This is a genomic window from Antarcticimicrobium sediminis (assembly GCF_004348975.1).
In the GTDB taxonomy this organism is placed as follows: Bacteria; Pseudomonadota; Alphaproteobacteria; order Rhodobacterales; family Rhodobacteraceae; genus Antarcticimicrobium; species Antarcticimicrobium sediminis.
Window position 1 is genome coordinate 1 of the sequence record NZ_SMFP01000007.1, and the last position, 22748, is coordinate 22748.

At 62.0% G+C, this 22748-nt stretch carries 22 protein-coding genes; 8 read left to right on the top strand and 14 right to left on the bottom strand.

Annotated elements, in window-relative coordinates:
- The 3 genes from E1B25_RS11550 to E1B25_RS11560 all read right to left on the bottom strand — a co-directional run.
- Positions 1-120 (bottom strand): GTP-binding protein (locus E1B25_RS11550; protein WP_245510664.1); only part of this gene is annotated, 120 nt, incomplete at its 3' end.
- A gap of 141 nt (positions 121-261) precedes the next feature.
- A complete protein-coding gene (locus E1B25_RS11555; RefSeq protein WP_245510694.1) occupies positions 262-894 on the bottom strand; it encodes a hypothetical protein in 633 nt (210 codons plus the stop codon).
- A 169-nt stretch (positions 895-1063) separates the two neighbouring features.
- Complete coding sequence (locus tag E1B25_RS11560) at positions 1064-3412, bottom strand: DNA topoisomerase IV subunit A (RefSeq protein WP_132829425.1); 2349 nt, start codon at positions 3410-3412, stop codon at positions 1064-1066.
- A 269-nt stretch (positions 3413-3681) separates the two neighbouring features.
- On the opposite strand from E1B25_RS11560, the gene E1B25_RS11565 reads away from it, so the two are divergent.
- The 6 genes from E1B25_RS11565 to E1B25_RS11590 all read left to right on the top strand — a co-directional run bounded on the left by E1B25_RS11565 (position 3682) and on the right by E1B25_RS11590 (position 8035).
- On the top strand, positions 3682-4344 hold the full coding sequence (locus E1B25_RS11565) for an SH3 domain-containing protein (RefSeq protein WP_165937609.1): 663 nt from the start codon (positions 3682-3684) through the stop codon (positions 4342-4344).
- Positions 4345-4491: 147 nt separating this feature from the next.
- A complete protein-coding gene (locus tag E1B25_RS11570; protein WP_132829774.1) occupies positions 4492-5319 on the top strand; it encodes an SDR family NAD(P)-dependent oxidoreductase in 828 nt (275 codons plus the stop codon).
- 69 nt (positions 5320-5388) lie between these two features.
- Positions 5389-5592, top strand: coding sequence for a twin transmembrane helix small protein (locus E1B25_RS11575; protein ID WP_132829429.1), 204 nt, complete (start codon positions 5389-5391; stop codon positions 5590-5592).
- 3 nt (positions 5593-5595) lie between these two features.
- Positions 5596-6171, top strand: coding sequence for a cob(I)yrinic acid a,c-diamide adenosyltransferase (locus E1B25_RS11580; RefSeq protein ID WP_132829431.1), 576 nt, complete (start codon positions 5596-5598; stop codon positions 6169-6171).
- Between the two features lie 176 nt (positions 6172-6347).
- Positions 6348-7106, top strand: a complete 759-nt coding sequence (locus E1B25_RS11585) for an electron transfer flavoprotein subunit beta/FixA family protein (protein ID WP_132829433.1) — start codon at positions 6348-6350, stop codon at positions 7104-7106.
- Positions 7106-8035, top strand: coding sequence for an electron transfer flavoprotein subunit alpha/FixB family protein (locus tag E1B25_RS11590; RefSeq protein WP_132829435.1), 930 nt, complete (start codon positions 7106-7108; stop codon positions 8033-8035). Before E1B25_RS11585 ends, E1B25_RS11590 begins: the two co-directional genes overlap by 1 nt.
- 97 nt (positions 8036-8132) lie before the next feature.
- Here the strand turns inward: E1B25_RS11590 and E1B25_RS11595 are convergent, their stop codons facing one another.
- Positions 8133-8960, bottom strand: a complete 828-nt coding sequence (locus tag E1B25_RS11595; protein ID WP_132829437.1) for a DUF6473 family protein — start codon at positions 8958-8960, stop codon at positions 8133-8135.
- Positions 8961-9132: 172 nt separating this feature from the next.
- Between E1B25_RS11595 and E1B25_RS11600 the strand changes: the two genes are divergently transcribed.
- Positions 9133-10008 (top strand): 3-hydroxybutyryl-CoA dehydrogenase, encoded by an 876-nt coding sequence (locus E1B25_RS11600; protein WP_132829439.1) that lies wholly within the window; start codon positions 9133-9135, stop codon positions 10006-10008.
- A gap of 199 nt (positions 10009-10207) precedes the next feature.
- On the opposite strand, the gene E1B25_RS11605 is transcribed toward E1B25_RS11600, so the two are convergent.
- From E1B25_RS11605 to E1B25_RS11640, 8 genes are all read right to left on the bottom strand, one after another.
- A complete protein-coding gene (locus E1B25_RS11605) occupies positions 10208-12688 on the bottom strand; it encodes an ATP-binding protein (protein WP_245510695.1) in 2481 nt (826 codons plus the stop codon).
- 407 nt (positions 12689-13095) lie between these two features.
- Positions 13096-14013, bottom strand: a complete 918-nt coding sequence (locus tag E1B25_RS11610; protein WP_132829440.1) for a lysophospholipid acyltransferase family protein — start codon at positions 14011-14013, stop codon at positions 13096-13098.
- A gap of 21 nt (positions 14014-14034) precedes the next feature.
- Positions 14035-14304, bottom strand: coding sequence for an HPr family phosphocarrier protein (locus tag E1B25_RS11615; protein ID WP_132829442.1), 270 nt, complete (start codon positions 14302-14304; stop codon positions 14035-14037).
- A gap of 9 nt (positions 14305-14313) precedes the next feature.
- Positions 14314-14712 (bottom strand): PTS sugar transporter subunit IIA, encoded by a 399-nt coding sequence (locus E1B25_RS11620; protein WP_132829444.1) that lies wholly within the window; start codon positions 14710-14712, stop codon positions 14314-14316.
- Positions 14713-14719: 7 nt separating this feature from the next.
- The gene (gene rapZ / locus E1B25_RS11625) at positions 14720-15604 is read right to left on the bottom strand and encodes an RNase adapter RapZ (RefSeq protein ID WP_132829446.1); all 885 of its coding nucleotides are present in this window, start codon (positions 15602-15604) and stop codon (positions 14720-14722) included.
- On the bottom strand, positions 15601-15993 hold the full coding sequence (locus E1B25_RS11630; RefSeq protein ID WP_245510696.1) for an HPr kinase/phosphorylase: 393 nt from the start codon (positions 15991-15993) through the stop codon (positions 15601-15603). Before E1B25_RS11630 ends, rapZ begins: the two co-directional genes overlap by 4 nt.
- 60 nt (positions 15994-16053) lie before the next feature.
- Positions 16054-17766 carry a sensor histidine kinase gene (locus E1B25_RS11635; RefSeq protein WP_245510697.1) on the bottom strand — a complete coding sequence of 571 codons (1713 nt, stop codon included), beginning with the start codon at positions 17764-17766 and terminating at the stop codon, positions 16054-16056.
- Between the two features lie 61 nt (positions 17767-17827).
- A complete protein-coding gene (locus tag E1B25_RS11640) occupies positions 17828-18529 on the bottom strand; it encodes a response regulator transcription factor (protein ID WP_132829449.1) in 702 nt (233 codons plus the stop codon).
- Between the two features lie 340 nt (positions 18530-18869).
- Here E1B25_RS11640 and E1B25_RS11645 point away from each other — a divergent pair, with 340 nt between their 5' ends.
- On the top strand, positions 18870-20468 hold the full coding sequence (locus E1B25_RS11645) for a phosphoenolpyruvate carboxykinase (protein WP_132829451.1): 1599 nt from the start codon (positions 18870-18872) through the stop codon (positions 20466-20468).
- Positions 20469-20585: 117 nt separating this feature from the next.
- Here the strand turns inward: E1B25_RS11645 and dgt are convergent, their stop codons facing one another.
- Both dgt and E1B25_RS11655 read right to left on the bottom strand, forming a co-directional pair.
- Positions 20586-21923 carry a dGTP triphosphohydrolase gene (gene dgt / locus E1B25_RS11650; protein WP_132829780.1) on the bottom strand — a complete coding sequence of 446 codons (1338 nt, stop codon included), beginning with the start codon at positions 21921-21923 and terminating at the stop codon, positions 20586-20588.
- Positions 21924-21965: 42 nt separating this feature from the next.
- Complete coding sequence (locus E1B25_RS11655; protein WP_132829782.1) at positions 21966-22733, bottom strand: sulfite exporter TauE/SafE family protein; 768 nt, start codon at positions 22731-22733, stop codon at positions 21966-21968.
- Positions 22734-22748 lie beyond the last annotated feature (15 nt).

Consider the following 22748-nt stretch of genomic DNA (forward strand, 5'->3'; position numbering starts at 1 on the left):
TTTGAAATCGCCGAAATACTTGGTGATCGCCGCCGTCAGCGTCGTCTTGCCGTGGTCAACGTGGCCAATGGTGCCGATGTTGACGTGCGGTTTCGTGCGATCAAACTTTTCCTTTGCCATGTCCTAGGCGCCCTTTTGAACTGGTGGGGTCCCAATGACCCGTTTTCCGTCTGCGCGCGGCACATATTGGGTTCAGAGAGGAAAATCAAGCGTGTCCTGCGCCGCCATGCCAGAGGAAGGCCGAGGCGATGCAGGGAGGGCTCAGCCGGCCTCGGGCAGGGGCGCGGCGAGGTTGGCTTCGGGGATGGTTTTGCTGTCCGTCGGTTTGGACGCGGCGGGCGGTATGGAGTCGGGGCGCGGTGCAAACCAGCCGTTTTCCGTGTTCATCTCCACCAGCCACTTCTCGATCGCGGCCACGGCGTTGCGCGAAAGGCCCTGCATCTGCTCTTGCTTGGTGCGCTCATGGCCAGAGCCCACAAGCGCCGAGTTGCCCGACGTGGTTTCGAACGCGGTGATCTGCTTGGGCTTGTCGTTCAGCTTTTTGCCGGCGGCATCGTCCCAGACGGTGATATTGAGAATCACCACCGATTTCGGGGTATAGATCACCGGGATGCCCGGCGGCGCCAGCATGAAGCCCTCGACCGAGATGCCAAAATGATACAGCTGATCCCCGTCATAGCGCCCAAAGCGGTCGCCCACCGCATCGGTGAGCGCGGCGATCCATTCGTCCTTGGTCGCGTCGCGCGACACCGGACCCTTTTGCATTTTCGGGGCGACCACGATGTTGTGACCAAGATGGAAGGCCCCGAGATCCACCAGCGGATCTTCGGGCGTGGGCGCGGTGCAGGCGGTCAGCAGGGAAAGGCCGGCGAGCAGGGCGAGAAGACGGATCATGGGCACTCCGGATCAGGACAGGTGCCAGAGCAGTAGACCACAAGGCGAGCGCGCGCAAACGCTTCGCGCCCGGGCGCGGACCGGGGATAATGGGAGAGAGAAGCGGACCTGCCCCTGCAGAGGCCCGCCTCCGGCGCTTTCGTTTGATCCACCGGGGCCGGCGGAGGCGTCAGGAGAATTTGTTGTCGCGCGGGAATCCATGCGGCGGGCGTTTGCCGACGCCAGCGCGTTTGCCCAGCCATTCGGTCAGATCCTGTTCATGCCGGGTCTTGCCGCCGCCCATCTGCCAGCGCAGCCCCTCGGCCCAGTCAAAGGTGGTGGCGTCACTGAGGCCGCCGTCCAGCTCAAGCGCGCCCTGTTTGCCGCGTGCCTGATTGTACTTCTGGATCCGCACGCCCTTGCCCCGGGTCATCTCGGGCAGCTCGGAGATCGGGAAGACCAGAAACCGGCTGTTCAGGCTGATCACCGCGACATGATCGCCCGCGACCGGGTTGCACAGCAGCGCGCGTTCATCGCCCTTGACGTTGAGCACCTGTTTGCCGCTGCGGGTCTGGGCCATCACCTCGTCCTCGGGCACGATGAAACCATTGCCGGCATTGGAGGCGACCAGCAGCTTGCGACCGGCGCGATGCGGGAACAGATCGACGATCTCGACCTCGTTGGGCAGATCGACGATCAGCCGCAGCGGTTCGCCCAAGCCGCGCCCGCCGGGCAGGGTGGCCGCCGACAGGGTATAGAAACGACCGTTCGAGCCGAACACCAGCAGCCGGTCGGTGGTTTCGGCGTGGAACACGAAGCGGGGGCCGTCGCCGTCGCGGAATTTCAGTTCGCGCGTCAGGTCGATATGGCCGGTCATGGCGCGGATCCAGCCCATCTGCGAGCAGACCACGGTGATCGGTTCGCGGTCGATCATCGCCTCGAGCGGCACCTCTTCGACCTCGCCCGCCTCGGCAAAGACTGTGCGGCGGGCGCCGCCGGGATAGGCCTTGCCAAAGGTCTTGCGGGTTGCTTTCAACTGTTCGGAGATGCTGGCCCATTGCAGGCTTTCGTCGTCCAGCAGATCCTCCAGCCCGGCACGTTCCGCCATCAGTGCGGATTGTTCGCGCAACAGCTCCAGCTCTTCCAGCCGCCGCAACGAACGCAGGCGCATGTTGAGGATCGCTTCGGCCTGAACCTCGCTCAGCTCGCCCTCGCCCGGAGCCGGGCTGACGTAATCCTTTTCCGAGATGGCGCGGACATGGGATTTGGACCAGTCCTCGCGCATCAGGGCCGGTTTGGGATCTTCGTCATAGCGGATGATGTCGATCACCCGGTCGAGGTTGAGGAAGGCGATGATGAAGCCTTCGAGCACCTCGAGACGGTGGTCGATCTTACCCAGACGGAACCGGGAGCGGCGCACAAGCACCTCTTGCCGGTGGTCGAGAAAGGCGCGCAGCACCTCTTTCATCGAACAGACCTTGGGCGTGACGCCGTCGATCAGCACGTTCATGTTGAGACTGAAGCGGACCTCGAGGTCGGAGTTGCGGAACATCATGCCCATCAGAACCTCGGGATCGACGTTCTTGGAGCGTGGTTCCAGCACCATGCGGATATCGTCGGCTGATTCGTCGCGGATATCGGCAAGGATCGGGATCTTCTTGGTCTGGATCAGCTCGGCGATCTTTTCGATCAGCTTGGATTTCTGGACCTGATAGGGGATCTCGGTGACGACGATCTGCCACTGGCCGCGCCCCAGATCCTCCAGTTCCCACTTGGCGCGCAGGCGGAAAGAGCCACGCCCGGTGCGATAGGCGCGGGCGATATTCTCGGGCGGCTCGACGATGATGCCGCCGGTGGGGAAATCGGGGCCGGGCACATAGTTCAGCAGGGTGTCTTCGCGCGCATCGGGCGTCTTGATCAGGTGCAGACAGGCATCGCAGAGTTCGACGATGTTATGCGGCGGGATATTGGTGGCCATGCCCACCGCGATGCCACTGGAGCCATTGGCAAGCAGGTTCGGGAAGGTCGCCGGCATCACCACCGGTTCGGTCAGGGTGCCGTCGTAATTGTCGCGGAAATCAACCGCGTCCTCGTCCAGCCCCTCAAGCAGGGCCTCGGCGACGATGGTCATCCGGGCCTCGGTGTAACGCGCTGCGGCGGGGTTGTCGCCGTCGATATTGCCGAAGTTGCCCTGACCGTCGACCAGCGGGTAACGGACGTTGAAATCCTGCGCGAGACGCGCCATCGCGTCATAGATCGCGGCGTCGCCATGCGGGTGATAGTTGCCCATGACATCGCCGGAGATCTTGGCCGACTTGCGGAATCCGCCATTGGAGGCCAGCCGCAGTTGGCGCATCGCATAAAGGATGCGCCGGTGCACCGGCTTCAGCCCATCGCGCGCGTCGGGCAGCGCCCGGTGCATGATGGTGGACAGCGCATAGGTGAGATAGCGCTCGCCGATCGCGCGGCGCAGCGGTTCGGCGATTTCACCGGGCACGTCCGGCGGCTGCATGTTGGGGTCTTCGATCAGGTCGCTCATAGATGCGGTGATACGCTGCACCGGTGCGGGCGTAAAGCCGTGGCGAGGCTGCGACGCGCTGTTGTCCACAAGGAATGGCGGGCGGTGCGCGCGCCCTGCCTGTGCCGCCTTGCCTGCGCGGCGGGGAAAAGCCGGCATTGCTTCCCGCTGCACCGAATCGATGGATCGACTATGGTCTTGATCTGTCCGGGGGATTCGCCACCAGACAAAGAGCTAAATTCCTGTTGCGCGATGGAGACGATGTGCCGCGATTGGTAGTTGCATCTTTTTTGATCCTGGCCTGGGCGTTCTATGAACTGTCGGGTGGGGTTGATTTCGTGCCGCGCGGGGTGCGCCCGCCCAAGCCCGCGCCGCAGGCCTCTGTCGCCCAGCCACGCCCCGGGTCGGAGATGGCCGGGTCGGAGATGCCCGCACCCCGGCTGGCGCCGCGCCAGCCCCGCGACACCGATCCCGATAGCAATACCGACGCCGATTTCGGCAGATTCACAGCCGAGACCCAGCGCGCGGCGCTGAAGGCGCGGCAGGCCGCCCGCGCTGACCGGCTGGCACAGGTGCGCAACAGTCTGAATCAGGGCATTGCGATCGCCCCCGGCAAGGTGGGGTTTGGGGAAGCACAAGGCAGCATCGCGTTGACCGCGCTGGAACAGGGGTTGGCCGGGTTTGAGGAGACCACGCCGGAGACGGTGGAGGAGGCGGTGGCGGCGCCGGTGATGACCCCTGCCCCGGCGCCGGACCTGCGCGCGGTGACCGGCACCCGGGTCAACATGCGCGACGGGCCGGGCACGATCTATCCGGTGGTCGCGCGGCTGGTGATGGGGCATCAGGTCGAGGTGCTGAGCGCCTCGGGCACCGGCTGGCTGCGGCTGCGCACGCTGCCGGAACGCCAGATCGGCTGGGTCGCCGCCTCGCTCGTCAGTAAGAAGACGGAATGAGGGGGGCACCTTCGCGACCGGGCCAGCAACCGAGACAGATGCGTATTTCCATAAAGAAGAAGCGGGCCGGTGCGCATTGCACCCTGCCGGGTTTCGCCCCATAGCGAGGGCACAGACCGGCATGGGGCGAACGACGTGACAAAAACGATGCAGAAAACCATCCTTATCACCGGCTGTTCCTCGGGCATCGGGCTGGATGCGGCGCGGGGCCTGCGCGACCACGGCTGGCACGTCTTTGCCGCCTGCCGCCAGCAAAAGGACTGCGACCGGATGCGCACGGAGGGCTTTGACAGCCCGCGCATCGACTATACCGACCCGGCCAGCATCGAGACCGGGCTGGCGCAGGTTCTGGAGGCCACCGGCGGGCGGCTGGACGCGCTGTTCAACAATGGCGGGCACCAGTTGTCAGGCGCGGTCGAGGATCTGCCGCGCGACGGGCTGCGCGAAATTTTCGAATCGAATTTCTTTGGCTGGCATGATCTGACCCGTCAGGTGATCCCGGTGATGCGGGTGCAGGGCCATGGGCGGATCGTGCAATGTTCCTCGTCGCTGGGGCTGGTGTCGATCCCGTGGCGCGGCGCCTATGCCGCGACCAAGCACGCGCTGGAAGGGTTGAGCGACACCCTAAGGATCGAGTTGCGGGGCAGCGGCATCAAGGTGGTGCTGATCGAGCCGGGGCCGATCACCACGCCGCTGCGCAAGAAAGGCATTGTCTATTTCGAGCGCTATATCGATTGGCAAAACTCGGCCAAGCGGGCGGAGTACGAGACGCAGCTGATCCCGCGGATCTATCGCGAGACCGGCAAGGACAAGTTCGAGCTGGCACCCGAGGCGGTGACCGCGAAACTGATTCGCGCGCTGGAGGCACGGAGCCCACGGGCGCGCTATTACGTGACGGTGCCGACCTATCTGACCGGCTATCTGCGCCGGGTGCTGCCGACCCGCGCGATCGACTGGATCGTGACCCGGATCTGAAAATCCGGTTCGCTTTTGTGCCGATTGCCGCTAGGTGTCGGCGGGTAACACAAGCCAAGCGAGGGCAATATGGGTGATCCGTTATTCGTGATCGTGGTGCTGGCCGTGCTGGCCGTGGCGGTGGTTTTGGCGCTGGGAATCGGCGGATTTGCCAAGGGCGGCGCCTTTAGCGCGAAATACAGCAACAAGCTGATGCGGCTGCGGATCGCGGCGCAGGCAGTCGCGGTGGCGCTGATCCTGCTTTATATCTATCTCAAGCGTCAGGGTGGCTGATCCATGGTCGTACTGAACAAGATCTATACCCGTACCGGCGATGCCGGTGACACCGCGCTGGGCAACGGGGCGCGGGTGCCGAAATATGCCGACCGCGTCGATGCCTATGGCACCACGGACGAGCTGAACGCCTTTGTCGGCGTCGCCCGGCTGGAGGTCGAAGACGACGACATGGACGAGGCGCTGGCGCGAATCCAGAACGATCTGTTCGATCTGGGCGCGGATATGTGCCGCCCCGACATGCAAAAGGACGGCGAGGCCGAGTACCCGCCGCTGCGCATGGTCGCGGCGCAGGTGGACCGGCTGGAAATCGAGATCGACGCGATGAATTCCGGGCTGGAGCCGCTGCGCAGCTTTATCCTGCCGGGCGGCACACCGCTGGCGGCGCAGATGCATGTCTGTCGCACGGTGGCGCGCCGGGCCGAACGGGCGGCGGTGGAACTGGCCGCGCAAGAGACGGTAAACCCGCATGCCATGCGCTATCTCAACCGGCTGAGCGACTGGTTCTTTGTCGCCGGGCGGGTGGCCAACAACGAAGGGCTGGACGATGTGCTTTGGGTGCCCGGCGCCAATCGCTGAGGGAGACCACGCCCTGTTTGGTCAAAAATATTTCCCACTCTGCGGCCGGACGCGGCGTCGGAGAGCGCAAACAGGTCGATTTTCCTCTGTTTTCCGCCCTGCGCAGCCGCTAACACATGGCAGAGCTATATTGTCGCCCCAAATCCCGGGCTAACAAACCAAGGAGACCCACGCTTATGAAGGTACTGGTGCCTGTAAAGCGCGTGATCGACTACAACGTGAAGGTTCGTGTGAAGGCGGACGGGAGCGGTGTCGATCTGGCGAATGTCAAAATGTCGATGAACCCCTTCGACGAGATCGCGGTCGAAGAAGCGATCCGCCTGAAAGAGGCCGGCGTTGCCTCGGAAGTCATTGCCGTCTCGATCGGCGTGAAACAAGCGCAGGAAACCCTGCGCACGGCGCTGGCGATGGGCGCGGACCGGGCGATTCTGGTAATTGCCGCGGATGACGTGCATCAGGACATCGAGCCGCTGGCCGTGGCCAAGATCCTAGCCAAGATCGTCGAGGAAGAGCAGCCCGGTCTGGTGCTCGCCGGCAAGCAGGCGATCGACAACGACATGAACGCCACCGGCCAGATGCTCTCGGCGCTGCTGGGCTGGTCGCAGGCGACCTTTGCCTCGGATCTGAAGATCGAGGGCGACAGCGCCGTTGTCACCCGTGAGGTGGACGGCGGCTTGCAGACGATCAAGGTCAAGATGCCGACCATCGTCACCGTCGATCTGCGCCTGAACGAGCCGCGTTATGCCTCGCTGCCCAACATCATGAAGGCGAAGAAAAAGCCGCTGGATGAGAAGACGGCCGCCGATTACGGCGTCGATGTCACGCCGCGTCTGCAGGTGGTGAAAACCACCGAGCCGGAAGCGCGTCAGGCCGGTGAAATGGTGCCGGACGTGGATACGCTGGTGGCGAAATTGAAAGAGAAGGGGGTGGTGTAATGGCTGTTCTGCTGCTCGGAGAAGTGAATGATGGCGCGCTGGCACTGGATGCCACCGCCAAGACCGTGAGTGCCGCCAAGGCGTTGGGCGATGTGACCGTGCTGTGTGCCGGTGCGTCTGCCGCGGCCGCAGGCGAGGCCGCCGCCAAGATCGACGGTGTTTCCAAGGTGCTGGTCGCCGAGGATGCCGCGCTGGGTCACCGGCTGGCGGAATCGACCGCTGCGCTGATCGTGTCGCTGGCTGGCGATTACGATCACATCGTGGCCCCCGCCACCACCGACGCCAAGAACGTGATGCCGCGCGTGGCCGCGCTGCTGGACGTGATGGTGATCTCGGACGCCTCGGGCGTGATTGATGCCGATACGTTTGAACGGCCGATCTATGCCGGCAACGCGGTCCAGACGGTGAAATCCTCGGATGCGAAAAAGGTCATCACCTTCCGCACCTCGACCTTTGAAGCCGCCGGTGAACAAGCGGCAGCCCCGATCGAGACCGTGGGCGGCGCTGCCGTGTCGGGCCTGAGCGAATGGGTCGAAGACAAGGTCGCGGCCTCGGACCGGCCGGAACTGACCAGCGCCGGAATCGTCGTGTCGGGCGGTCGTGGTGTCGGCTCGGAAGAGGACTTCAAGATCATCGAAGCCCTGGCCGACAAGCTGGGCGCCGCCGTTGGCGCATCGCGGGCCGCGGTCGATTCGGGCTATGCGCCGAACGACTGGCAGGTGGGGCAGACCGGCAAGGTCGTCGCACCCGAGCTGTACATCGCGGTGGGCATCTCTGGCGCGATCCAGCATTTGGCCGGGATGAAGGACTCCAAGATCATCGTCGCGATCAACAAGGACGAAGAGGCACCGATCTTTCAGGTTGCCGATTACGGTCTGGTCGCCGACCTGTTCACGGCCGTGCCGGAACTGACCGAAAAGCTTGGCTGAGATCAAAGCGATCAATGACAGAAAAGGCCCGCCAATTGGCGGGCCTTTTTCGTTGTGCCGCAGCGGGGACCAGCAGCGGGTCTCTCGCAGCGGGGCCTTAGTGCAGAGCGGTGATCGCCGCGCTTAGACGGGTGGCGATGCGCTGGTGCATGGCAGGGCCGGGCATATGGCCCGCTGCGGGGGCCTGGAGCGGGCCAAAGACCATCTTGCCTGTCTCTCCCGGTACATGGCCTGCCAGCGTCACCGGCACCTCGACCACGCCGCGCGCCAGCGGTTTCAGCCGCTCAACCATGGCGTCGGTAACAGCCAACGGATCGGGGCCCGGTAGATCGCCCGCCTGCGGGGGAAGGGCGTCATATTGCAACCAAAGCAAGAACGCGCGTTCGCCCAAGGCCTGCAACAGCTGCGTCATCCGGGCGAGCCAAACCGCGCGCAATTCATCGCGCAACAGTGCAAAGTGCCCGGGCCCGGTCTGGTGCAACGTGGTGACAAGATGACGGGTGAAGTGAAATTCGGTAAAATCAACCTTGGGATAAAGCGCCGTAAGTCGCGCGGTCGGGGCCAGAAAGCGGTCATTGCGGCGCGGGTGCACCCGGTAATAGAGGTTCGAGAGATCCTGCACCGGCGGCAGTTGCACCACGCTCAACCCGGCGCCTGCGGCTATGCGCATCACCCCGGCATCGTTCAGCATCGCGTCGAGCCCGGCGTTGATGCTGCCCAGATTGACGCAGCTTTGCCCCAGTTGGTGCGCCACGCGAGCGACAAAGGGAGCCTCGATAAAGCGACCAAAGGTCTCGCTGCCGCCCAGAAAGGCGACATAGGGGGGCGTCAGCTCGGCGCAGGGGCCACGCACCGGCAGCGTCGAGCCGGGATAGCGGCAGATCGGATCGCGCAGCGCACCGACGCTGGTTACATGCATGCTCATCCTCGCCCTCTGTCTGCTGGCCCATAGGACCGGATCCGGATCAGACTGGGTGCAATTGCGTTGCGATTCGGCTAATGCCTGTATTTGATGAAAATTGAAGCGTTCGCCGGCTCTTGTACCTTTGAGGAGAGCCTAGGTATGGTCGGCGCGAAACGCGATGAAAGGCACAACGATGAGCATTCAAACAATTGGTGTGATCGGAGCAGGACAGATGGGCAACGGCATTGCCCATGTGATGGCGCTGGCCGAATTCGAAGTCGTTCTGTCCGATGTCAGCCAGGACGCGCTGACCCGTGCGATGGAGATCATCGAAGGCAACCTGTCGCGGCAAGCCTCGCGCGGCAAGATCACCGACGAAACGGTGCGGGCGACGATGAAGCGGATCACCACCACGCTGTCGCTGCCCGATATCGGTGGCACCGATCTGGTGATCGAAGCCGCGACCGAGCGCGAGACCGTCAAACAGGCGATTTTCGAGGATCTGCAGCCGCATCTGAAACCAGACACGATCCTGACCTCGAACACCTCGTCGATCTCGATCACCCGGTTGGCCAGCCGCACCGACCGGCCGGAGAAATTCATGGGGTTCCATTTCATGAACCCGGTGCCGGTGATGCAATTGGTCGAGTTGATCCGCGGCATCGCCACTGACCAGCCCACCTATCAGGCCTGCCTTGCGGTGGTGCAGCGGCTGGGGAAAACCGCCGCCAGCGCCGAGGATTTCCCCGGCTTTATCGTCAATCGCATCCTGATGCCGATGATCAACGAGGCGGTCTATACGCTGTATGAAGGGGTCGGCAACGTCGAGTCGATCGACCAGTCGATGAAACTGGGCGCGAACCACCCGATGGGGCCGCTGGAACTGGCGGATTTCATCGGTCTGGACACCTGTCTGGCGATCATGAACGTGCTGCATGACGGGCTGGCGGATACCAAGTACCGGCCCTGCCCGCTGTTGACGAAATATGTCGAGGCCGGCTGGCTGGGCCGCAAGACCGAGCGCGGGTTCTACGACTATCGCGGCGACACGCCGGTTCCCACGCGCTGAGGCGTTGAGGCGTTGAGGCGTTGAGGCGTTGAGGCTGGGATAGGGGATGGGGGGGGTGTCATCCCCCCCTTTATGCCAGCCAAAGCACACCATAGCCGTGCAAAACCCAACGTCGCGTTCGCCAAGAGGCGTCTGGCTGACAGGGGGGCCTTGCACCAGCGGGCGGTTTGAAAACCGGGATCAATCCCGTCAGGTTTCGTTACGCGACGCGAACGATTTCCAGATCGTCAGCCAAAGGGCAGGTGAACCAGAAAACGGTTTCCTTGCCCGGTTCGCTCTCAAATCCGACGGTGCCACCCATATCTTCGATCAAGCGGCGCGAAATGCTCAGCCCCAATCCGGTGCCGCCCCGTTGACGGGTGTCGGAATTGTCCGCTTGCGAAAAGGGTTGGAATATCGTGCTGCGAAACTTTTCCGGAATGCCGGGGCCAAAATTGCTCACTGAAATTTTCGTGTGCGCGTTCATGACTTCTGCGGTCAACCGAACTGCCGTGCCGGTATCCGAAAACTTGCATGCGTTTGACAACAGGTTGGAGATGATCTGAATGACACGTTTCTTGTCGGCCCAGATATGCCTGTCCACCTCATGCTCCACAACTTCGACCTCGACATTCCACTGGGAGGCGTAAGGTTCGACCTGCTTCGAGGCGAGGGTCATGATCTCGTTCAGATTAACCGCTTTCAAATCCTGCTTCATTCTGCCGGCGTTCAGTTTTTCCAGATCCAGAATGTCGTTCACAAGGCTGAGAAGTCGGTCGGAATTTGACGACGCGATATAGACCAGACGATCGACTCCGGAAATCTCGACCCCCTTCAACTGGGCTTGCAAAAGCCCGATGGCGCCCTTGATCGACGTCAGTGGCGTTCTGAGTTCATGGCTGACGGTTGCCACAAAATCACGTTTCATCTGCTCGAGCTTGAAACGTTCGGTCACATCCTTCTGTATTCCGAGCATTCTAAGGGCGGTCCCGTCCGGGGCACGCTTGACCACGACGGCATCCGTTTCAATCCAGCGCCACTCGTCCTTTTCCACATTTACGCGGAAACGCGCGGTGGCGCGTTCGGTGTGGCCCTTGATACAATGATCTTCGGCATTTTTCAAAATAGCCAGATCATCTGGATGAATTTTAGCCATCTGCTGTTGATAAGGATTGTTGCATCCCGGCAGCGGCGGTATTTTCAGGGTCTTGAGCCAGATATCGGAAACAACCGAAGTCCGGGTCTCCAGACAGATGTCAAATACACCGATTTCTGCGCTCATCAGAGCAAGGTTCCACCGTTGCTCGGCCTCTGCGATTTCCTGCGTGAGACGTTCACTCACCGTGATGTCACGCATCAAAAGGGCGACCCGCTCCTCGCCATCCGCCGTGAACCAGGTCTTTTTTTCAATTTCGATTGTCGAAGATTCGGAAGGTCCTGTCCGCGGAGAAATAACCACTTTTGACCATCCATCGGCACCTTGCATGTCGAAATTCGGCAACAGGTCATTGATCATCTTGCCATCCATATTGGCCGGACCATTCAGATGCGCCAGAAGCTTGAGCGCGGCCTCGTTGCAGTGGATGATCTGACCCGTCTTGCTCACTGAAACAATGGGGAGCATCGCGTTCTCAAGAATGCAACGGTTCTCTTGGATTTGCGTTTCCAGGTCTCGCGACTTTTGAGTCACGGCGGCAGAGATCGCAATATTCTTCTTGATCAAGACGTGCATGGTTGCGCTCACCAGAGCGGTAATGAAAAGCCCCAATGCCAGAACAATCCATCGTGCACGGAACGGCTGGATTGCCTCGAACTGTGGTGTGCTGCTCATCGACAAAGAAAAAGTTTGCCCGAACTTTTCAATCGACTGACGATGGACATACCCTGGCGCCGTGGTAGTGCTGGCAGGCATGATTTCGAGAGGGTCGCGAAATGAATCCGCTCCAGACTCCACGTGCAGTTTCAGAAACTTGTCTTGTGAAGGTGTCAGGTTTTTGAAGGCATTTTCAATATTCAACACAGCAAAGGCAAAACCCAAAAATACCTTTGCGTCTTGCGAAGATTGGTAAATTGGCTTGAGCAAAAAGATCTGAGAGTGGCTGTTTTGAAGAGATCGGCCGGGAAAATGCATGGTCGCGAGAGTTTCCCCCGCCTCACGAGATCGTTTCGCAACGGACATAAGCTCGGAATTGCTGGTGAAATTCAATCCCACCAACTTCTCATGAGCGGCCAGTGGCTCAACATACTGCACGATGAAATCATCTTCTGCCAAACCGGGGGAGGCAGTGCTGAGTTGGCTCATCCCACCAATATGTGTGAACCCACCGTCCCCGGTGCCGGTATCGGCGCTGCCCGCCGATGTCAGGCCGATCGCATCAAGCACAAACAAATCACCGGGAATATCCAGAGATTTCGCATAGACCTCCATGTCAGCGGCCGTCACGACGTCAGAGGCCATCACCAGGCCGGAAACGCCATCAAGTATGCGACCATATCCCTCGAGCCGTCGATCAACCGAGGTCAGGATTTGATCTGCCAAAACTTGGAAACTTTCTTCCGACCTGCTTTGTGCGATCGTGTGAACCAGCACAAATGACAGGTAGGAAAGGCCAAGAAATAATATCAAGATGACTGTCTGGAACAGTCTTGCGCTATGATGTGACGGCATCTCTAACCTGCTGATTTCTTTGCGTTTTAGCATCGCGGAGCAGCTTTGGCGATTTGATATCGCTCCACCGTGGTCGTGGTTGATTAGCGTTCATAAAATAGTTCAGAATATGGCAACAATAGGATCTTGGTGAGGCTTGGCTCTGAGTTGACCCGCGACAGGGTCAGTCGGGCGTGTGCTTGGCCCAAGATGTTCGCAGCAGGGGCTGCCAACGTCGCCTTGGGGCGTATCCCGGTGAAAACGCGCGCCATCCGGGCCAGAAGAGCCGGGTCTTCGGGACTGCGTTTTTATAGCGTTTTTATGCGGTGAGTTGTCGGCCTGTTTTAAGGTCCGCGTCCCGTCGCCCAAGGCATCCAACAAGATGCAGTCCTTAGAACTGCGGCCTCATCGCAGGATAGTTCCAGCCAGAAAAAGACCCGGCGGGCTCTGCGGGATCGAGCTCAGGAAGAGGAGGAGTCGAGCGCCAGCGTATGCTCGCGCAGCCACGCCATGAAGCCGCGCGGGTCGGTTTCCAGCCGCGCCATCTGTTCATCGGTCAGCGGCTTGCCCACCACCGGTCGTTGCGGCTTGTGGCAGGCGCGCACGATTTCATGCAGCAACAGCCCCTGACGCAGGATCGGTGAAATCTGACAGGCAATCTGATAGGCGCGGGAGTTGCGGCCCGGAAAATAGATCGGCACCACCCGGGCGCCGGATTTCCGGATCATCTTGGCGGTGAACACGTGCCATTCCCGCTCGACCGGGGGGCCAGCCCAGCTGTCGGCGGACATCACCACGCCCGAAGGGAACAAGGCCACCACACCGCCCGAGGCCAGCTGTTTCATGGCGTTTGCACGCATCTCGACCATCTTGCGCTGCGCGTCGGGGTCATGGGGAAACGGCACCGGGATCATGAAAGAGGTCGCCGCCTCGTCCAGACCGGTCAGAACCGAGCGGGTGAGAATACGATAATCGCTGCGCACCCGGCCAATCAGGTCGGCCATGATCATCCCGTCGACCATGCCGTGCGGGTGGTTCGCCACCACCACTACCGGGCCATCCGTCGGAATGTTGGACAGCTGTTCGATCGGGGTTTGCAGTTCCACCCCCATCACGTCGAGCGCGCCGCGCCAGAATTTCTGGCCGCGAAAGTCAGCGTTCAGCTTTTCGAACTTCTTGACCATGCGCAGGATGCTGGGCTTGCCCGTGAGCCATTCGATGACCTTGATCGCAAACGAGGTCCAAGGATCGTCGAAGGAATTTGCATAGGTCAAGGTGCGGCGATCATAGACCTCGCCCTGCGGGGTCGGGTCAGCCTCCCCCGAAAGTCCCGAATTGCTATTGTGCGCGGTATCGACCAATTTATGCTTCCCGTTCATCGCAGCGCGTGCCGGCGACGCTCAGTAATCCTCACCGAACTTATCGGCGATCAGCGACTCAAGCGCGTCTGCCAAAGCTTCGGCATCCGGACCCGACGTTTCGACGTCAATAGTCGTTCCCTTGGACGCTGCCAACATCAAAAGCCCCATTATGCTGTCCCCCGAGGCGGTCAATCCGTCGCGCGTGACCTCAGCCCGGGCATCGAAGCCCTCGACCACCTCGACCAATTTGGCCGAGGCCCGGGCGTGCAGGCCCTTTTCGTTGACGATTTTCAGTGTGCGTTGGGTCATTTGCATCCGTCAGGCTTGGCTTGGGCCGATGTTGCGGCTGTTGATATATTTCCGCCCCGCCTCCATGGCGCAGCGCACCGCCTCGCCCACTGGAAGGTGGCGGCTTTTCGCCAGTTTGATCAGCATCGGCAGATTGGCGCCGTACAGAATGCGGCGGTCGTTCGGCGCGCAGGCGCGCAGGCTGAGGTTGGAGGGCGAGCCACCGAACAGGTCGGTGACCAGAATGACACCGTCGCCGGTGTCGACCGAGTCGGCGGCAGCGACGATCTCGTTCTGTTTGGCGTCGCGGTCATGGTCGGGTTCGATCGACACCGCGACCAGCCCCGGCTGCGGGCCGATCACATGCTCCACGGCAGCCAGATATTCCCTGGCGAGTCCACCATGTGCAACGATCACGATTCCGATCATTCGGCCCCTACCCGTTATGCTGGCTATCCAGCTCGCGGTGCCTAATTGACACCTGCCGCCCGTCTTCCGCAAGGGCCTTGCCCAAGGATTCAGCAAGTGCGACCGAACGGTGTTGGCCCCCGGTACAGCCGAAGGCAATCGAGAAATGCGATTTGCCCTCTTCCCTATAGGCGGGCAGCAGCAGCCGGGTCAGGTCAAGCACCCGATCGAAGAAGGGTTGGAACCGTGGATCGGCCGCGACATGGGCGGCGACACGCGGATCGCGCCCGTCAAAACTGCGCAGCTCGGGCACCCAATAGGGGTTGGTCAGAAACCGGCAGTCGAACGCCATGTCGATGCCGCGCGGCAATCCGCGCTTGTAGGAAAAGGACTGGACCGTCACGGCCAAACGCCCCTCGCCGTCGCGGGCAAAGCCGCGTTCGACCTCGGCGCGCAGCTGGTGCGGGTTCAGGTTGGAGGTGTCGATCAACACCTCGGCGCGGTCGCGCACCGGGGCCAGCAGGTCGAGTTCGCGGCGAATGCCGATCTCGGGGCTTTCGGCCGGGGCCAGCGGGTGACGCCGGCGGGTTTCCGAAAATCGGCGGATCAGAACGCCATCGCGGCAATCAAGATAAAGCGTGGTGGCTGCGATATCGCGGCGCTTTGACAACGTGTCGATCAGATCAATCAGCCCGTCGGTAGAGAAATCGCGATTGCGCGGGTCGATGCCCAACGCCAGCGGACGCGGTGGTTCCGGCCCGTCCAACAGCAGCGGCACCAGCCGCAGCGGCAAGTTGTCGATCGCCTCGAACCCCAGATCCTCCAGCGCATGGATCGCCGTGGTCCGACCGGCACCCGAGGGGCCGGTGACCAGAACAAGCCGCACGGGCCCGGAGTGTATCGCTGCGCTCATATGGTTCTCTGCCCGGTCCTGAGATAGTGCACAAGTGCTGCCGGGAAATGTGGGGCATCGACCCGGTAAAGCAAGGTCACGGACCGCCCTAGCAAATCACTTTGGCGTGGTTGCGGCAGACGGTCTGGTTCGTCCCGGTCAAGATCGAGCAGGGCAAAGACCGGCGTCGGGCCGGCGGGCTGCGTCTGCAACAGGCCAAGGCCGCGTGCCTCGATCAGGCCGGTGATCGCGGGCGGAGCAGAGGCGAGAATCGCGTCCCCGGCGCGGTGCAGCATGACCCGGTCATCGCTGACCAGTTCCGCCCCCAGCGCCATCATCTGCAGCGCCAGTGCGGATTTGCCTCGCCCCGAGGCCCCGGCGATCAGCAACCCGCGCCCAGCGATCGCCACGCAAGAGGCGTGCAGGATCACGTCAGGCGGGGAAGCGGGGGCTCTCGGGTCGGCCACGTATCAGACCGGCAGACCCACGACAAAGCGCGCGCCCAGCGGGTCAGAGGTGATATCAGCTTCGGTCGGGCGGATATTCTCGGCCCAGATCACGCCGCCATGGGCCTCGACGATCTGTTTCGAGATCGCCAGCCCAAGACCGGAGTTATTGCCGAAATGCTCCTCGGGCCGTTCCGAGTAGAAGCGTTTGAAAATCTTGCTCAGCGCCTCTTCCGGGATACCGGGACCGGTATCCTCGACCACCACCAGCACACGATTTTGCCGCTTGCGGGCCCAGACACGGATCGCGTCGCCCTCTTCGCAGAAGGAGACCGCGTTGGTGATCAGGTTGACGAAGACCTGCGCCAGACGCGCCTCGAGCCCGTCGATCCGGATCGGCTCGGCCGGCAGATCGGTGATATAGTCGATCCCCTTGGCGCGCGCGTCCTCGCCCAGATATTGATTGAGGTTGCCCAGCATGGCCAGCAGGTCAAAGCGCTCCTGCTCTTCCTTGACCAGTTCGGCGTCCAGCCGCGAGGCGTTCGAGATGTCGCTGACCAGCCGATCAAGCCGGCGCACGTCATGTTCGATCACGTCCAGAAGCTTGTCGCGCTGGTCCTCGCGCTTGATCATGCGCAGGGTGCCCACGGCGGATTGCAGGCTTGCCAGCGGGTTCTTGATTTCATGCGCCACATCGGCGGCGAATTGTTCGTTGCCGTCGATCCGGTGGTACAGTGCACCGACCATGCCACGCAGGGCGCGCGACAGCCGCCCGATCTCGTCAGGGCGCGCGGTCAGGTCGGGAATGCGCACCCGGCCCGGGCTCATCTTGCGGGCGTTGCGGTCGCGGCCCAGTTCGGCGGCCTCGGCCAGATCGGCCAGCGGGTTGGCAATGGTCGAAGCCAGCACAAGCGACAGACCCACCGACACCAGAAGCGCGATGATGAACATTTGCAGCACCCGCTCGCGGTCGCCACGCACCAGCGCGTCGATCTCGCCCGCGGGGCTGAGCACGGCCACGGCACCGATCACCTGCCCGGCCTGCAGGATGGGCGTCACGGCAACCAGTTCGGTCGAGTTGGCACCGTCGCGCAGGGCGGTGATACGCGTGGCCCCCCCGTCCAGCGCGGAGGCCAGCAAGGGAACCAGACGATCGTCTTGCGCGGGGGGAGCGGGGGCCGCCTTTTGCGACGCGAACAGCGATGCGGCCGCATTCCACACCGTCGAGAGACCGTCGCTGATCAGGGTGCGGCCCGGCTCTGTCGCGGCACCGGGAATCGGCAGGCCCGCGCCGGTGCCAAGGGTCTTGCCCACGATCTGTTGGGCCGGGTCGAACACCACCACCTCGATCCCGGCGCGCAGGGTCAGCGCCGCAAGCGTTTCGGCAACGTCGACGCCATCGCCGGTGGCCAGATTGACCGGCCCGAGCGTGGGGATCTGGGCTTCGAACACATTGGCGACCAGCCGCGCCTCGCCTGCCAGCGCACTGGCGCGCTGGGCCACCAGATCGTCGCGCGAGGTGTTGAGATAGAGCAGACCCGCAACCAGAATGATCAGCGCGATCAGGTTGAAGACAATGATCTTGCGCGTCAACGGCGAGCCGCGCAGTGAAAAGAAACCGCGCCTGTCGCGATTTGCGCGCATCTCTTCGGCCATGGTTTCGCGCGGGGCGACCCAATCATCGCCCAGCACGACATCGCCGCCGTGATGCAGGTGAGAGACGCTAGTGTCGCGCACGTCAGCCCTTCCTCAAATATCCGAAACGGACCTTATTGGCCTTCATTATTGGTCTTCATTATTAGTCTTCATTGTATCTGTAGCCGATCCCGTACAGCGTCTCGATCGCCGAGAAATCGGAATCCGCGCTGCGCATCTTCTTACGCAGGCGCTTGATGTGGCTGTCGATGGTCCGGTCATCCACATAGACCTGATCGTCATAGGCGACATCCATGAGCTGATCGCGGCTTTTCACGAAACCGGGACGTTGCGCCAGGGCCTGAAGCAACAGAAACTCTGTTACCGTCAGCGAGACATCCCGGCCCTTCCAGACAACCGAATGGCGCAGCGGATCCATGCTCAGATGGCCCCGCTCCATCACCTTGGCCTCGGGGCTGGTGCCCGCTACATCGCCTTCGACCGCCTCTTGCCGGCGCAGCAGCGCGCGGATGCGTTCGACCAGAAGGCGTTGGGAAAACGGTTTCTTGACGTAATCGTCCGCGCCCATGCGCAGGCCAAGAACCTCGTCGATCTCATCATCCTTGGAGGTGAGAAAGATCACCGGCATCTGGGTTTTCTGCCGCAACCGCTGCAACAGATCCATGCCGTCCATGCGCGGCATCTTTATGTCGAGCACGGCCATATCGGGCAGTTTCTTGTTGAAGGCGTCCAGCGCCTGCTGCCCGTCGTGGTAGGTTTCGACTTCGAATCCCTCGGCCTCAAGGGTCATTGAAACGGACGTCAGGATATTCCTGTCGTCGTCAACCAGCGCAATCTTTGACATTGGGGTGCACCTATCTGCTCGTGGCTGCCATATTTTTTCCCTTATTCTGCCCTTTTTTCACGTTCCGAATCAATCCTTAACTGCGAATCAGGAGAACAAAGCGCCCGGATGAGAGCAGAATTTCCTTAAGCATGGTTGAATTGCCTCAGGTTGCCCTGCGGCAATCGACTGGTTGCGCTAAACCTCGCTTTGGTTGCGCTAACTGTGCGAAAGCGTCCTGTTCACGTCAGGAAACGTCATGCTAGAACCCGCTTCATCGGGCAATTTGGCCCGGGATCGCCCCGCAGCACAGCGATAGAACGACACGCGACGCCAGCCGCCGCCACAGGAGAACGAACGCATGACAACCGGACGGGTCAACCCGAAATTCCGCCTCGAAGACCAAGGTATCAATGGTCTGGGCAACGTGCATTACAACCTCATGGAACCTGCTCTGGTCGAGGCCGCGCTGAAAAACGGCGAAGGCACCCTGGGCAACGGTGGCGCATTGCTGGTCACCACCGGTAAATTCACCGGCCGGTCCCCCAAGGACAAGCACGTCGTCAAGACCGACAGCGTTGTCGATAGCATCTGGTGGGAAAACAACGCCGCCATGTCGCCCGAAGGGTTCGACCGGCTTGAAGCCGACATGCTGGAGCACATGAAGGGGCGCGACTTCTACGTTCAGGATCTGGTGGGCGGCGCTGACCCGGCCTATGCGATCAATGTGCGCATGGTGACCGAACTGGCGTGGCACGGGTTGTTCATCCGCCATCTGCTGCGCCGCCCCGAGCGCGCCGAGCTGGAAAGCTTCCTTGCTGATTTCACCATCATCAACTGCCCCAGCTTCAAGGCCGACCCCGAGCGCCACGACTGCCGTAGCGACACGGTGATCGCGCTGAACTTCGACAAGAAACTGATCCTGATCGGCAACACCGAATACGCCGGCGAGAACAAGAAATCCGTCTTTACCCTGCTGAACTACCTGCTGCCGGAAAAAGGCGTGATGCCGATGCACTGCTCGGCCAACCACGCGGTCGGCAACCCGGTCGACACCGCCATCTTCTTTGGCCTGTCGGGCACCGGCAAGACCACCCTGTCGGCCGATCCCGCACGGATCCTGATCGGTGACGACGAACATGGCTGGTCGGACAACGGCACCTTCAACTTTGAAGGCGGCTGCTATGCCAAGACGATCAACCTGTCGGCCGAGGCCGAGCCGGAAATCTATGCCACCACGACCAAGTTCGGCACCGTGATCGAGAACATGGTGTTCGACGCAGAAACCTTTGATCTGGATTTCAAGGACAGCAGCCTGACCGAGAACATGCGCTGCGCCTATCCGCTGGGCTATATTTCCAACGCGTCGGAAAATTCGCTGGGCGGCCACCCCAAGAACATCATCCTGCTGACCTGTGACGCCTATGGCGTGCTGCCGCCAATCTCGCGGCTGACCCCGGCGCAGGCGATGTATCACTTCCTGTCCGGCTTCACCTCGAAGACACCGGGCACAGAGCGTGGTGTGGTCGAACCCGAACCCACCTTTTCGACCTGCTTTGGTGCACCCTTCATGCCGCGTCGCCCGGAAAGCTATGGCAAGCTGCTGCAAGCGAAGATCGCCGAGCATGGCGCAACCTGCTGGCTGGTCAACACCGGCTGGACCGGCGGTGCCTTTGGCATCGGGTCGCGTATGCCGATCAAGGCCACCCGCGCGCTGCTGACCGCGGCGTTGGAAGGGTCGTTGAACGAGGCCGAGTTCCGAAAGGACGACAATTTCGGCTTTGAGGTTCCCGTTGCTGTGCCGGGTGTCGACACCCAGTTGCTCGACCCGCGCCAGACCTGGGCCGACACCGCTGCATATGACGCGCAGGCCGCCAAGCTGGTGAAGATGTTCGCCGCCAATTTCGAACAATATGTGCCCTATATCGACGACGACGTGAAAGCCGTCGCGATCGGCTAAGCCTGATCCTTCAGAACGAAACGCGAAGCCCCGGCGGAGACGCCGGGGCTTTTCTTTTGGGACTTTTGTTTGCGTTTTTTTGTTTTTGGCGCGGCGCGTCAGGTCACCTAAGGCGGTTCAGCCCACCCGGCCCGCGATCATGTCGCGCATCCGCACCGCATAGCGATCCGTCATGCCCGAGACAAAATCAGCCAGCGCGTGCAGCGCGGCGTAGTCATCATGCACCCCGCGCAGATCCAGATCGGTGGCGCGCAGCAGTTTCTCCCAATAGACGCCCTTGAGCGCCTCCGGATTCCAGCCCACGGCCTTCAGCGCCGTGAACAGCGCGTGAAACTGGTCCAGCAGGTCATGCAGCACTTGGCGCCCCGCGATCTCCAGCTCGGTCTTGCGCCGCGCGGTAAAGATGCGGGCGTTGGAGATGTCCTTGAGCGCGGCAAAGGCGGCGGCTTTGTTTGAGACCTCCATCAACCCGTCGCTGAAACGACCGGTCATGATGGCATCATAGTGATCCATGAAAGCATCGACCGCCGCGCCGATCGCCTGCCCGATCGCCACCGCGCGGCGCGCCGCGACGATTTCATGGATGGTCATGACCGGATCATCCGGACGGCTGGGTGCGCCGCCGATCTGTTCCAACAGCGCGATCACCTGATCCGGGGGCAGGTCCGCGATGGTAGCGGCATCCTCCAGATCCAGCACGCGGTAACAGATGTCATCGGCAGCCTCGACCAGAAAGGCCAGCGGATGGCGACGCCACCAGCGATCCGCGCCCTGCCCCTCTTGCGGCAGGCCCAACGCTGCGGCGGTCTCGGCAAAAAGATCTTCCTCGGCGGCGAAAACGCCGAATTTCTTTCGCCCGACATAGGCGCCTTGCACCCCGCCCACCTGCGCGGTGCAGGGGTATTTCATGAAGGCCCCCAGCGTGGCGTAAGACAGCCGCATCGCCCCCGCGCGCCGCCCCATCTCCAACCGCGCGGCGATGCGAAAGCCTTGGGCGTTACCTTCGAATTCGGTGAACTCGCGATGCCGCGTGTCGATCTCGGCCGCCAGCGCCGGGTCAGAGGCGAACAGGTTTGCGAACCATTCCCCGATGCTGGCCTCGCCGGAATGCCCGAACGGCGGGTTGCCGATATCGTGCATCAGGCAGGCCGCCTGCACCACGCCAGACAAGCGATGCTGCTGCCCCTCGGGCAACAGCCCGGCGTCCACCAACCGCTGGCCGGTCTGAATACCCAGCGAACGGCCGACGCTGGAGGTCTCCATGCTGTGGATCATCCGGTGGTGCAGGTGGTCGTGTTGATACAGCGGATGCACCTGCGTCTTTTGCGCCAACCGGCGAAACGGCTGCGAGAACAGGATGCGATCATAGTCCTGCAAATAGGACGGTCGCCCCGGCGCCTCCGGGGTCTTGGGGCTTTGCAATAGCCCCGGGTTCAACAAGCGGTCCCATGTCATCGTCATGTCTGCGCCCTTTCTCTGTCTCGGCCCCCGCCGGGATCACCCCATCAAGGCCCGGCGGATCAGGTTCAGCCCGGCGATCAGCAGGATGGCCAGCGTCAGCTTGCGGAACATCTTTTGGTCGATACTGTCATGAATACGCCCACCCAGCCACATGCCGAAGAGCACCGGCACCAGCAGCGCCAGCGAGAACCACACCGTCACCGGGTTGAGCACACCCGAGCCCACATGCCCGACCATCAGCGCCAAGGCGCCCAGACCGTAGATCACCCCCTGCACCCGGATCTGGTCCGCCTTGGGCGTGCCCAGCGCGGTCAGATAGGCCACAGTCGGCGGCCCCCAAACCCCCGAGACGCCCCCGATCAAGCCAGCAAAGGCCGCCACCGCTGCCTCGATCCACGCCGAGGGCTTGGCCATGTGGAAATGCAACCCCACAAGCTGCATCAGGCAAAAGGCCGAGATCATGCAGCCGAGGATCAGCAACATCACCTGCAAGGGCAGCACCGAGACCATCTGCGCGCTGAACAGCAGGAACATCCCGCCCACGATCAGGAACACCCGGAAGTGGCGAATCGAGGCGAGCGCCGCCGCCGGTCCCTGCCGCAAGGCCTGAATGCCATTGGTCACCACCGTCGGCAGGATCAACCCGGCGAGCGCCAGTTCAGGCGTCAGGAAGGTGCCCATGCCCGAGATCAGGATCAGCGGCAGGGCGAAGCCCACCATACCTTTGACCAGCCCGCCCATCAGCGCGATGGCGCAGGCAAGACCGAAATACAGCGGGTCCATCAAGGAAAACAGCGTGTTCATGCGCCCCTCATAGGC